The organism is Streptomyces sp. CB03238, from assembly GCF_002099185.1.
GTDB lineage: Bacteria > Actinomycetota > Actinomycetes > Streptomycetales > Streptomycetaceae > Streptomyces.
In genome coordinates, this window is the sequence record NZ_NBCN01000016.1 from 43051 (window position 1) to 54984 (window position 11934).

Here is an 11934-nt window from a genome sequence, read left to right on the forward strand (position 1 = left end):
GCCTACTTTCGCATGATCACCGGTTCGTGCCGGCGCAGCATCTTCGCGACCACGAACCCGAGGACGACGGACAGCACCACCAGCATCCCCATGTCCAGCAGCCACGTCCCCAGCGTGTGCTCGAACAGCGGATCGGCGGTCTTGTCGGTCGGCGAGAGCCTCCGGATGTCGACCGTCGAGCCCATCGCCCCGAACGCCCACCGGGACGGGATGAGCCACGAAAGCTGCTCCAGGACGAGCGACCCGTGGATCTTCAGCAGGCCGCCGCAGAACACCACCTGCACGATCGCGAGGAGCACCAGGAGCGGCATGGTGACCTCCTCCTTGCGCACCAGCGCGGACACGAACAGGCCGAGCATCATCGCCGTGAACGACAGCAGCGCCACGGCCAGCGTGATCTCCACGAGCGGTGGCATCAGCACGCCCTTGCCGCCCGGTGCGTTCAGCGGGACGCCGATCAGCGCGACCAGGGTCAGGACGACGGCCTGCACGACCGTGATCAGGCCGAGCACCACCACCTTGGACATCAGGTACGCCGATCTGGACAGGCCGACGGCTCTCTCCCGGCGGTAGATCGTCCGCTCCTTCACCAGCTCCCGCACCGCGTTGGCGGCGCCCGTCAGCACGCCGCCGACGCACAGGATGAGCAGCACGTTCATCGTCGACTCACGGCCGAAGCCGCCCTCCGACAGGGCCCGGGCCATCGCGCCCATCACGAACGGCAGGGCGATCATGATGGCGATGAACGTCCGGTCGGCGCTCAGCGCGGCCGCGTACCGCCGTACGAGCGTCCGCAGCTGCGCGCCCCAGCTCTGCGCCTTCGGCGGCGGCGCGGGCGGCGTGACGGCAGCCGCCCCGTCGGGCAGCGGGGGCCGCTGCATGGCGCCCGCGATGTACTGCTGGTGGAGCCGGGAGGTACGGTACCGGCCCGCCCAGTCGCGGTCCCGGTCGTTCTCGAACGCCTCGAACGCCTCGGGCCACTCGCTGAAGCCGAAGAACCCCAGGGCGTCCTCCGGCGGCCCGTAGTACGCGATCCGCCCGCCCGGCGCCAGCACCAGCAGCCGGTCGCAGACGTCCAGGCTGAGCACGCTGTGGGTGACGACGATGACCGTCCGGCCGTCGTCGGCGAGCCCGCGCAGCATGTGCATCACCGACCGGTCCATGCCCGGGTCCAGGCCGGAGGTCGGCTCGTCCAGGAAGAGCAGCGACGGCTTCGTCAGCAGCTCCAGCGCCACGCTGACCCGCTTGCGCTGCCCGCCGGAAAGGCTGTGGATCGGTTGTTCGGCACGCTGATCGAGGCCGAGCTCCTCGATGACCTCGTCCACCCGGGCCTGCCGCTCGGAGCGGGCGGTGTCCTCGGGGAAGCGCAGCTCGGCGGCGTAGGTGAGGGCGCGGCGCACGGTCAGCTGGAGGTGCAGGATGTCGTCCTGCGGTACGAGGCCGATGCGGCGGCGCAGTTCGGCGTAGTCCCGGTACAGGTCGCGGCCGTCGTACAGCACCGTGCCCCGGTCGGCGGGGCGCAGCCCGGTCAGCGCGTTGAGCAGCGTGGACTTGCCGGACCCGCTGGGCCCGACGACGCCGAGCAGGCACTTCTCCCCGACGGGGAAGGACACGTCGTCGATGAGGGTCTTGCGGCCCCGGTCCACCGTGACCGCCAGGTCCTGTACGTCCAGCGACACCTCACCGGTGTCGGTGAACTCCACCAGCTGGGCGCCGACCAGGCAGAACGCCGAGTGCCCGATGCCGACGATGTCGTCGGGCGTCACGCGCGCACGGGTGACCGGCTGGCCGTTGAGGAACGTGCCGTTGTGGCTGCCGAGGTCGTGGATCCAGTACGTGCCGTCCGGGTGGGCGAGCAGCTCGGCGTGCCGGCGCGAGACCGTCAGGTCGTCGACGACCAGGTCGTTGTCGGGGCCGCGCCCGATGCGTACGGTCCGCGTCGGCAGCGGCCGTATCGAGGTCGGCTGCCGGAACGTGCCGGTGGCGCCGGGCAGCGACACGGAGGACGGCCGGGGCGTGGGGGGCGGGGCGTGGGACGAGGCGGGCGGGGGCTGTGACGAGGCGGACGGGGCCTGGGACCAGGAGGGCGCGGGCTGCGCGGGCGCGGCTCGCTCAGGAGGCGGTGCGGGCGGCGCGGGCGGCGCGGAGCGCTCGGGCGGCGGCGCCGGGCGGTCCGCCGGCGCCGGCTGTTCGGGCGCCGACAGCAGGGCGCAGGGCCCGTCGGCCGGATGCCCGAAGTGGATGACGCTGCCGGGCCCCACGCCCCACGCCTGGACGCGTCTGCCCTCGGCGAAGGTGCCGTTCGTACTGCCCTCGTCCTGCACGGTCCACTGTCCGCCCTCGGGGCGCAGCACCGCGTGATGCCAGGAGATCCGGGCGTCGGTCAGCACGATGTCGCTCGCTGGGTCGCGCCCGATGTGGTACTCCCGACTAGGACTCATCACGGTGGAGTCCCCGTCGATGTCGAGGACCAGCTCGGGCGCGGTGGGCACATATGGCCGCTCTCCCATAGGGGAATTTTATCCTTCCGGTCCGACATACGCCTGGGAAGTGCGAAATTCCGGGCCTCCCGGGCCTCACCGGGCAGGGCGGCGCCGGTAGTCCGCCACGATGGGGACGACGGCGTTGAAGGCGCGGACGCTGTCGGCGGGCCTCGGCTGCCCCACGGGCGTACCGAGCCGTTCGCCGCGGTAGGTCTGGCGGGGGTTGGAGTAGCGGTTGACGCGACGGCAGGGGCCGCCGGTCGCCTTGCGGCAACCGGACTCGTACGCCTCCAGCGTCGACCACCTGCCCGACGGAGGGAAGTATCCGCGGGCGCTGTTGGCGCCGTGGGGCGTGGTGACGTAGTCGTGCATGGCGCCCAGGTTGTGGGCGATCTCGTGGGCGAGGGAGTGGTGGGCCAGGGCCTGCTGGGCGACGACGCTGTAGCTGTGGCCGCTGGTGCGGGACGTCACGCGCCGGGGCCGGTTGGCGAGCCCGGCGGCTCCGCCGCTGCCCGTCACCACCGTGACCAGGTCGGCTCCCATGTCGTCGCGGAGGCGGGGCAGGTGGTCGGCGACACCGTCGCCGCGCCGGGCGACCGCCTTCAACAGGGCGTCACCGGACCGGTCCAGCCGCGCGGGCACCGTGGCGCGGACGATGCCGCTGAGCCGGAGGCGGGCGCGGACGGCGCTCGCGGTGAACGCCTGGGAGGTGGAGGTGACGGCCCGTCGGATTCTGGCGCGCAGGATGTGCTCACCGCCCGCCTCGCCGACCGCGCGGGCGGTGAAGCCGGCGAGGATGTCGATGGTGACGATCCGCTGGGCGTGGCGGGTGCGGGGCACCCCCATGCAGTGACGTTTCTTCATCACCGGTGCATGGCACGTGCCGGTCCCCTCCCGTGCGGGCGCGGCGGCAGGCGGGCCGGAAAGGGCGGACGGTCGCTCATGTGCGGGTGCGCCGCAGCCGGTCGTGCTCAGCACGAGGGCCAGTGCGGCGGCACCCAGTGACGAAGGGGCAACGCGCATTTCCATCCTTTCGCAGAGGACAATCCAAGGTGTCCTTGCGAGAAGGCGGGTGCCGCATGCACGGGGTGACGCCGATTCACCGGTTCGGCGGCGGTACGGGGGCGGCTCGGCCCGGCAGCCGCTTCTCCAGGAGGGTGACGGCGTACGTACGGCCCAGGCCGCCGTCCTTCGCGGCCTGTTCGCCCACGACGCCGTACCCGGCCGCCTCGTAGTACGCGCGCAGCCGGGCGTTGCCGGCCAGGCAGTCCAGCCGGCACAGGCTCCGCCCGGCCGCGGCGACGCGCCGTTCCGCCTCGGCGAGCATCCGCCGCCCGGTGCCGGGCGGTGCGGTGCGGCGGTCGGTCATCAGCCGGTGGACGTACCCGGCCGTCGGGGGCTGCGGCCCCCAGGCGGCGGGGTCCTCCCACCACAGCTCCCAGGCCCCGGCGACCGGCCCGCCGGGGCCGAGGGTGGCGATCCAGACCTCCCCGTCGGCCAGCCGGGCCCGGAAGTGGCCCTCGCCGAGCTGTCCCGGCTTCCACTGGTCGATGCCGTGGGCGAGCTGCCACCGCGCCGCGTCGTCGCGCAGCCGGACCAGGTCGGGCAGGTCGTTCTCGCCCGCGCGCCGGAACGACAGTGGCGGTTCCCCGGCCGCTTCGAGCAGGTTCTCGCGCAGGGCGGCGACCAGGTCGTCGTCGACGCCCAGCAGGCCGGTGGCGTAACCGCATACGGAACCGTGCCGTTCGGCCAGGGCGGCGAGGAACAGGCGCATCACGTCCGCGGGCGCACGCCCGTAGCCCGGCCAGTCCGGGAGGCGGCCGGAATGGGCGGCCCGCCAGTCGGCCACCAGCCGTTCGGTCGCGAGCTCGGTGAGGGTGAAGTCCTCGACGATGTCGGTCTCGTCCACGCCCAGCAGGGCGAGGACGAGCGCGGCGAGGAGGCCGGTGCGGTCCTTGCCGGAGGCGCAGTGGAAGACCACCGGGGCGTCCTCCGCCGCGGCGATCACCTCCAGGGCCCGGCGCAGTTCCTTGACGCCGTCGTGGGCCACTTCCAGGTAGCGCTGGACGAGGTACGGGCCGGGCTCGACGTCCGGGCCGAGGCCGGCCTGGTTGTAGGGCCGGTGCTCGACGCTCAGGTTGTGGTACGCCAGCGAAGGGTGGCCGGGGACGCGCCCCGTGGCGTCGATCTCCCACGGGTAGCGCAGGTCGATGACGGTACGGACGCCCAGCGCGAGGAAGCGGTCCCAGTCCTCGCCGCCGTCGGACGCGCTCAGCTTTCCCAGCGAGTCGGAGCGGAACAGCTTTCCCCACCGCACACGCCGGCCGTCCCCGGTGACGTACCCGCCGAGGTCCCGGAAGTTGTGCAGCCGTTCGAAGTTCAGGTGTCTGGTCACAACCGGGCACTCTATGCGGCGACTTGACGCAGCAGCAGGTCCGCCGCCTCCCGCGCCTCCCGGGCGGGACGGGACGAGCCGGTGAGGGCGGCGGTGGTCATGGCGCCCTCCGCGAGCAGGGTCACATACGCACCGGCGGAGGCGGGCGCGCCCGCCTCGGCCACCAGGTCGGTGACGTACCGCCGGAACTCCTCCTTGTGCCGGCGCGCGGCCTCGGCCACCTCCGGCGACGTGGCGCCGAGCTCCCCGAAGGAGTTGATGAACGCGCAGCCCCGGAAGCCGGGTTCCTCGAACCAGCCGCGCAGCCAGTCGAAGACCGCCAGCACCCGCTCGCGCGGCGGGCCGTCCACGCGGTCCACATACGCGGCGAGGCCGGCGCGCCACCGGGCGTCGCGCCGCAGCAGGTACGCCTCGACCAGCGCGCCCTTGGAGGGGAACAGCTGGTACAGGCGCCGCAGGGTGACTCCGGAGGCGGACCGGACGGCATCCATGCCGACGGCCTGGATGCCCTGGCCGTAGAACAGCTCCTCGGCCGCGTCGAGGACCCGGGTCCTGGTCGCCTCGGTGTCCATGTCACCACTCCCTTGCGTGAGAACCATCGTTCTCGTACGGTACTCGACAGGGTGAGAACGGTCGTTCTCGCCCGGCTTCGAGAGGAGACCGCCGTGCGCTCGCCCCTGCCGCCGTTCACCGAGGAAACCGCCCGCCTGAAGGTGCGGCTCGCCGAGGACGCCTGGAACACCCGCGATCCCCAGAAGGTCGCCCTCGCCTACACCGAGGACTCCGAGTGGCGCAATCGCGATGTCTTCCTGCGCGGCCGGGACGAGATCGTCGCCTTCCTCACCGCCAAGTGGCAGCGCGAACTCGGCTACCGGCTCCGCAAGGAACTGTGGGCCTTCACCGGCGACCGCATCGCCGTGCGCTTCGCGTACGAGTACCACGACGCAGACGGCCGGTGGTTCCGCGCGTACGGCAACGAGAACTGGGAGTTCGACGAGCACGGCCTGATGCGCAAGCGCTACGCGAGCATCAACGACGTGCCCATCGCAGCCGCCTCGCCCCGGATCACTGTCTGATTCGCTGTCTGATTCGCGGCGAATGCATCGGTCCATGAGTCTTGGGAACGCGAGAAGTCGACCCATGATGATCAGAAAGGCGGACCATGACAGATCCCCGTGAGCCCCAGGACCCCGTCACCCGGCACCCGCAGCCGGACTTCCCCGAACAGGAGCAGCCGCACCCGGGCTGGACCGGCCCCATGGACCCGCCCCCGGACCACGGCGAGGAGTCCTACCGGGGCACCGGACTGCTGCGGGACCGCGTCGCCGTCATCACCGGCGGCGACTCCGGCATCGGGCGCGCGGTGAGCCTGGCGTACGCCCGCGAAGGCGCCGACGTGATCTTCACCCACCTCCCCGAGGAGGAGGACGAGGCACGCGAGACCGCCCGGCTCGTGGAGGAGGCCGGCCGCAAGGCCATCGCCATGGCCGCCGACAACCGCGACGAGGAGCAGTGCCGCGCCCTCATCCGGCGGGCCACCGACGAATTCGGGCGGATCGACATCCTGGTGAACAACGCGGCCTACCAGATGGCCCAGCCGGACGGCATCGAAGCCATCACGACCGAACAGTTCGACCGGGTGATGAAGACCAACCTGTACGGCATGTTCTGGCTGACCAGGATGGCGCTGCCGCACATCCCCAGGGGCGGCTGCGTCATCAACACCACCTCCGTCCAGGCGTACAAGCCCAGCCCGCCCCTGCTCGACTACGCCATGACCAAGGGCGCCATCGTCACCTTCACCCAAGGGCTGGCGCAGATGGTCGCCTCGCGCGGCATCCGCGTCAACGCCGTCGCCCCCGGGCCGGTCTGGACACCGCTCATCCCCGCGACGATGCCCGAGACGGCCGAGTTCGGGAAGCAGTCGCCGCTCGGCCGACCGGCCCAGCCGGCCGAGATGGCACCGGCGTACGTCTTCCTCGCCGCACCGAGCGCGAGTTACATCACCGGAGAGATCGTCAACGCCACCGGCGGCACCCCGCTGCCGTGACTCCGGGGGCTTACGCACGGCAGCTGTGGTACCGGGCCGGCTGGGAGGCCGCGGCGGTCGGCCGGTCCGTACGCCGGGCCCTGACCGGTTCCGGGCCGGAACGGGACCTGGCCGTCCAGTCCATCAAGGCCGCCGGGGCCGCCATCGCCGCCTGGGCTGTGGCCGGCTGGTGGTGGCAGGCCCCGCTGGCCCTGATGGCACCCTGGACGGCGGTCGCCCTCGTCCAGAGCACCGTCTACCGCTCCGTACGGACGGGTGTCCAGCAGGTCGTCCTCATCGCCGCCGGCACCGTGCTGGCGGCCGCGGCCGCCGGGCTGACCGGTGGGAACACCATGGCGGCGATGGCGATCGTGCTGCCCGTCACCGCGCTGCTCGGCAACTACTCCCGCTTCGAGGGCCAGGGCATCTACGCGTCCACGACGGCGCTGTTCGTCCTGGTGTACGGCTCGTTCAGCGGCTTCGACATCCTGCACCGGCTGCTGGAGACCTTTCTCGGCGCGGCCATCGGCATCGGCGTCAACGCGCTGATCCTGCCGCCCGTGCACCTGCGGCACGCCCACGAATCGCTGTGCCGGCTGCCCAGGGACGGCGCGGAGCTGCTGCGCGCCATGGCCGAGGAGATGGAGCGCGGGTACGACCGGCAGCAGGCCCAGGAGTGGCACACCCGGGCGCGGAGGCTGCCGCAGCTGCTCGCCGACCTCCGCAACGCGCGGATGTGGACCCGGGAGAGCCTGCGCCTCAACCTGGGCCGGCGGATCCGCCGACCCGGCCCGGAGCTGCCGACCACGCAGTGGGACGCGTCGTGGGAGAGCATCGCGGACCACCTGACGGCGCTCACCGGCATGCTCGCGCAGGCGGCGGGCGACCGCCCCCGGCTCACCCCGCCGCCGGACGACGTCCTCGCGGGCGTACCGCCGCTGCTGCACGCCCTCGCGGACGTCTGCGCGGCGGACTGCGAGGCGCTGAGCGAGCCGGGCGGCGGAGGGGCGGACCGGGACGAGGCCCTGGGGCGGGCCTGGGAGGCGCAGCGGCGCCTCAAGGCCCGGCTCACGGAGCAGGACGACGAGACCGCCACGTCGGTCGGCGGCCTGGCGGCGGAGCTCCAGCAGCTCCTGCACGACCTGGACGACGCGAGGGTCACGGCCCGGCGCGGGTGACGGCCGGGGGCCGGGCCGTTGCGGGCGGGCGCCCGCGCGTGCCGGCCCCCCGGAGCGCCCGCTTCTTCGGGCGCCGCCCCGCAAGCCCCGTACGGGCCCCTGGCAGCACGGTGTGCCGGGGCCCGTACCCATGAGGAGGGCAGGCGGACGCCTCCGGCACCCTTTGGGGGCAGACGTCCCGCATGGAGTCCCCCGGGACGAAGTCCCAGGGGGAGGGTACGGGTGGGCCCAACGGGGTCACCGGCACCGTGCCCACGCGGGCGGGGCCTTCGGCGGGCGTAACAAGGGCTTCGCGGCGGCCCGGCGCACCGGGCAGGGCGGGCCAGGCCGCCGCGTACGGCGGGGTGGGCGTGGCCCGGGGCCGTCCCGGCGGGCAGGGCCGTCAGGCGGGGTGGTCGTCGTCGGGGCGGAGCTCCGGGGGCCACTTGCGGGTGTCGCGGGGCTCGACGTACGGCTCCTTCGACTCCGGCATGCCGCCGCTGATCGCCCGCTGCCGCGCCAGCTCCGCGTCCAGTTCCAGACCCAGCAGGATGGCCAGGTTCGACAGCCACAGCCAGATCAGGAAGGTGATGACACCCGCCAGGGTGCCGTACGTCTTGTTGTACGAGCCGAAGTTCGCCACGTACAGCGCGAAACCGCCCGACGCGATCAGCCACAGCAGCACGGCCAGCACGCTGCCCGGGCTCAGCCAGCGGAAGCCCTGGCCGTGGACGTTCGGGGCGCGCCAGAACAGCAGACCGATCATCAGGATCACCAGGACGACCAGCACCGGCCACTTGGCGATGTTCCACACGGTGACCGCCTCGTCGCCGAGCCCGATGGCCTGGCCCGCGCGTTCCGCGAGCGGGCCGGTGAACACCACGATCACCGCGCTCACCGCGAGCAGCACCATCAGCACCAGGGTCAGCCCGACCCTCAGCGGGGTCAGTTTCCACACGGGACGGCCCTCGGGAAGGTCGTACACGGCGTTCGCGGTACGGATGAAGCCGCCCACGTACCCGGAGGCGGACCAGATCGCCGCCACCAGGCCGATGACCGCCACCACGCCGCTGGCGCCCGGGCTGTCCTGGAGCTGCTTCACCGCGTCACCGAGGATGTCCCGGACCGGGCCGGGCGCCAGCTGCTGGAGGTTGTCCAGCACGGCGCGCGTCGCCGACTCGCCGATCATGCCCAGTACCGAGACCAGCACCAGCAGGGCGGGGAAGATCGACAGGACGCTGTAGTACGTCAGGGCGGCGGCGCGGTCGGGGAGCTCGTCGTCCATGAACTCCTTGCCGGTGCGTTTGAGGACCGCCCGCCAGGAGCCGGCGGACAGGTCGGTCGGCTCGTCCGGCGCGCCTTTTTCCTTGTCCTCACCTGTGTGTGCCATACCGGCACGGGTTACCCGACAGGTCAGGCTCAACCCGAGGAGGACCCCCCATGCCCATCGCGACCGTCAACCCCGCCACCGGCGAGACGCTCAGGACCTTCGAGGAGCTCACGCCCGACGGGATCGAACGGTGTCTCGCCGCCGCCGACGCGGCGTTCCGGCGGTACCGCACGACCACGTTCGCCGACCGGGCCCGCCTGCTGGAACGCGCGGCCGACCTGCTGGAGGCCGACCAGGAGGACATCGCCCGCACGATGACCACCGAGATGGGCAAGCCCCTCACCGCCGCCCGCGCGGAGGCGGCCAAGTGCGTCAAGGCCATGCGCTGGTACGCCGCCAACGCCGAGCGGCTCCTCGCCGACGAGCGCCCGCCCGAGGCGGAGGTGCGGGACGCCGGGGCGGCCCACGCGCGCGTGCACTACCGTCCCCTCGGCCCGGTCCTGGCCGTCATGCCGTGGAACTTCCCGCTCTGGCAGGTGATCCGGTTCGCCGCGCCCGCGCTGATGGCGGGCAACGTCGGGCTGCTGAAGCACGCCTCGAACGTCCCGCAGACCGCGCTCTACCTGGAGGACCTCTTCCGCCGGGCGGGCTACCCCGACGGCTGCTTCCAGACCCTGCTGGTCGGCTCCCGCGCCGTCGAGGGCATCCTGCGCGACCGCCGGGTCGCCGCGGCCACCCTCACCGGCAGCGAACCGGCCGGGCGCTCGGTCGCCTCCATCGCGGGCGACGAGGTGAAGAAGACCGTCCTGGAGCTGGGTGGCAGCGACCCGTACGTCGTGATGCCCTCGGCGGACGTCGACAAGGCCGCCCAGGTCGCCGTCACCGCCCGCGCCCAGAACAACGGCCAGTCGTGCATCGCCGCCAAGCGGTTCATCGTCCACACGGACGTGTACGACGCGTTCGAGAAGCGGTTCACCGCAGGTATGGCCGCGCTGACCGTCGGCGACCCGATGGACGAGTCCACCGACGTCGGACCGCTCGCCAGTGAAGCCGGGCGCGACGGCCTCCAGGAGCTCGTCGACGACGCCGTACGCGGGGGCGCGAAGGTCCTGTGCGGCGGACGCCGCCCCGAAGGGCTCGACCGCGGCTGGTTCTACGAGCCGACCGTCCTGACCGGCATCACCCCCGACATGCGGATCCACCAGGAGGAGACCTTCGGGCCGGTCGCCACCCTCTACCGGGTGGCGGACATCGACGAGGCGGTGAAGGTCGCCAACGACACGTACTTCGGGCTCAGCTCCAACGTCTGGACCCGCGACGACGAGGACGTACAGAGGTTCGTACGCGACCTGGAGGCGGGCGGCGTGTACGTCAACGGCATGACCGCCTCCCATCCCGCGCTGCCGTTCGGCGGCGTGAAGCGCTCCGGGTACGGGCGCGAGCTGTCCGGGCACGGCATCAAGGAGTTCTGCAACGCCACCACCGTGTGGCAGGCCACCTCCTAGCCCCCCCGCTACAGCGGCTGGACCACCTCGTCGGACGGGGGAGGGGGCGGCGGCGTCCCGTCACCGAACGGGCGCCCGCCCAGCTCCTCACGGTGGTGCGGGACGCGCCAGCCGCGCAGATCGGGGCCGCGCGGCACGATCCGCGTCGGATTGATGTCTTCGTGAACCAGGTAGTAGTGCCGCTTGATGTGGTCGAAGTCCACCGTGTCGCCGAAGCCGGGCGTCTGGAACAGGTCCCGCGCGTACGCCCACAGGACCCGGTCCTCGGTGAGCTTGGTGCGGTTGCACTTGAAGTGACCGTGGTAGACCGCGTCGAACCGGACCAGGGTGGTGAACAGCCGGACGTCCGCCTCGGTGATCGTGTCGCCCACCAGGTAGCGGTGCCCGGCCAGGTGCTCCGACACCTGGTCCAGCCGGGCGAACAGCCGCGCGTACGCCGCGTCGTAGGCCTCCTGGCTCTTGGCGAACCCGGCCTGGTACACGGCGTTGTTGACGTCCTGGTAGATGCCCTCCATCCGCTCGTCGATCTCGTCCCGCAGCGCCGCCGGGTAGAGGTCCGGCGCGCCCTCGCGGTGCAGGGCCCGCCACTCGGTGGACAGGTCCAGGGTGATGCGCTGGTAGTCGTTGGTCACCAGCCGGCCGCTCGGTACGTCGACGACCGCCGGAACGCTCACGGGGCCGTCGTACCCCTTCTCCCTGGCCTGGTACGCCTCGCTCAGGAAGCGGAGGCCCAGGACCGGGTCCCGGTCGTCCGGATCGAGGGTGAAGCGCCAGCTCCGCTCGTCCTGCACCGGGTCGGCGACGGCGACGGACAGGGCCTCCTCCAGGCCCAGCAGCCGCCGCACCACCAGGGAACGGCTCGCCCACGGGCAGGCCCGGCTGACGACGAGCCGGTACCGCCCGGCCTCGACCGGCCAGCCGTCGCGGCCATCGGCGGTGATGCGGTCCGTGAAACGGCTCGCGGACCGGGTGAACTCGGCGGAATCGCGCACGGTGCCTGCCCTTTCGACGATGTTCAGCCGGGTCCGGGTACCC

Annotated in this window: 10 protein-coding genes; 4 read left to right on the forward strand and 6 right to left on the reverse strand. The window is 72.5% G+C overall.

What is annotated here, in order from left to right:
- Positions 1 to 2: 2 nt before the first annotated feature.
- The 4 genes from BKD26_RS26700 to BKD26_RS26715 all read right to left on the reverse strand — a co-directional run bounded on the left by BKD26_RS26700 (position 3) and on the right by BKD26_RS26715 (position 5450).
- A complete protein-coding gene (locus BKD26_RS26700; RefSeq protein WP_084903063.1) occupies positions 3 to 2510 on the reverse strand; it encodes an FHA domain-containing protein in 2508 nt (835 codons plus the stop codon).
- 66 nt (positions 2511 to 2576) lie between these two features.
- Entirely contained in the window at positions 2577 to 3347 is a 771-nt protein-coding gene (locus BKD26_RS26705; protein ID WP_241518869.1) for a zinc-dependent metalloprotease family protein, read from the reverse strand.
- A gap of 235 nt (positions 3348 to 3582) precedes the next feature.
- Complete coding sequence (locus BKD26_RS26710) at positions 3583 to 4878, reverse strand: tyrosine-protein phosphatase (protein ID WP_084903068.1); 1296 nt, start codon at positions 4876 to 4878, stop codon at positions 3583 to 3585.
- An 11-nt stretch (positions 4879 to 4889) separates the two neighbouring features.
- Positions 4890 to 5450 (reverse strand): TetR/AcrR family transcriptional regulator, encoded by a 561-nt coding sequence (locus BKD26_RS26715; protein ID WP_084903072.1) that lies wholly within the window; start codon positions 5448 to 5450, stop codon positions 4890 to 4892.
- Between the two features lie 51 nt (positions 5451 to 5501).
- Here BKD26_RS26715 and BKD26_RS26720 point away from each other — a divergent pair, with 51 nt between their 5' ends.
- The 3 genes from BKD26_RS26720 to BKD26_RS26730 all read left to right on the forward strand — a co-directional run bounded on the left by BKD26_RS26720 (position 5502) and on the right by BKD26_RS26730 (position 8085).
- The gene (locus BKD26_RS26720; RefSeq protein ID WP_179166717.1) at positions 5502 to 5954 is read left to right on the forward strand and encodes a nuclear transport factor 2 family protein; all 453 of its coding nucleotides are present in this window, start codon (positions 5502 to 5504) and stop codon (positions 5952 to 5954) included.
- Positions 5955 to 6040: 86 nt separating this feature from the next.
- Positions 6041 to 6928 (forward strand): SDR family oxidoreductase, encoded by an 888-nt coding sequence (locus BKD26_RS26725; RefSeq protein WP_084903077.1) that lies wholly within the window; start codon positions 6041 to 6043, stop codon positions 6926 to 6928.
- Entirely contained in the window at positions 6925 to 8085 is a 1161-nt protein-coding gene (locus BKD26_RS26730) for an aromatic acid exporter family protein (protein WP_241518861.1), read from the forward strand. The genes BKD26_RS26725 and BKD26_RS26730 overlap by 4 nt, the downstream gene beginning before the upstream one ends.
- 382 nt (positions 8086 to 8467) lie before the next feature.
- On the opposite strand, the gene BKD26_RS26735 is transcribed toward BKD26_RS26730, so the two are convergent.
- Positions 8468 to 9454, reverse strand: coding sequence for a YihY/virulence factor BrkB family protein (locus tag BKD26_RS26735; protein ID WP_084903080.1), 987 nt, complete (start codon positions 9452 to 9454; stop codon positions 8468 to 8470).
- A 50-nt stretch (positions 9455 to 9504) separates the two neighbouring features.
- Here BKD26_RS26735 and BKD26_RS26740 point away from each other — a divergent pair, with 50 nt between their 5' ends.
- The gene (locus BKD26_RS26740) at positions 9505 to 10899 is read left to right on the forward strand and encodes an NADP-dependent succinic semialdehyde dehydrogenase (protein ID WP_084903083.1); all 1395 of its coding nucleotides are present in this window, start codon (positions 9505 to 9507) and stop codon (positions 10897 to 10899) included.
- An 8-nt stretch (positions 10900 to 10907) separates the two neighbouring features.
- On the opposite strand, the gene BKD26_RS26745 is transcribed toward BKD26_RS26740, so the two are convergent.
- On the reverse strand, positions 10908 to 11891 hold the full coding sequence (locus BKD26_RS26745; protein WP_241518862.1) for a glutathione S-transferase C-terminal domain-containing protein: 984 nt from the start codon (positions 11889 to 11891) through the stop codon (positions 10908 to 10910).
- Positions 11892 to 11934 lie beyond the last annotated feature (43 nt).

Excerpts from the sequence above, each read along its gene's own strand:
- BKD26_RS26715 (WP_084903072.1), bottom strand. The coding sequence starts at position 5,450 with ATGGACACCGAGGCGACCAGGACCCGGGTCCTCGACGCGGCCGAGGAG.
- BKD26_RS26735 (WP_084903080.1), bottom strand. The coding sequence starts at position 9,454 with ATGGCACACACAGGTGAGGACAAGGAAAAAGGCGCGCCGGACGAGCCG.
- BKD26_RS26705 (WP_241518869.1), bottom strand. The coding sequence starts at position 3,347 with ATGAAGAAACGTCACTGCATGGGGGTGCCCCGCACCCGCCACGCCCAG.
- BKD26_RS26725 (WP_084903077.1), top strand. The coding sequence starts at position 6,041 with ATGACAGATCCCCGTGAGCCCCAGGACCCCGTCACCCGGCACCCGCAG.
- BKD26_RS26700 (WP_084903063.1), bottom strand. The coding sequence starts at position 2,510 with ATGGGAGAGCGGCCATATGTGCCCACCGCGCCCGAGCTGGTCCTCGAC.
- BKD26_RS26740 (WP_084903083.1), top strand. The coding sequence starts at position 9,505 with ATGCCCATCGCGACCGTCAACCCCGCCACCGGCGAGACGCTCAGGACC.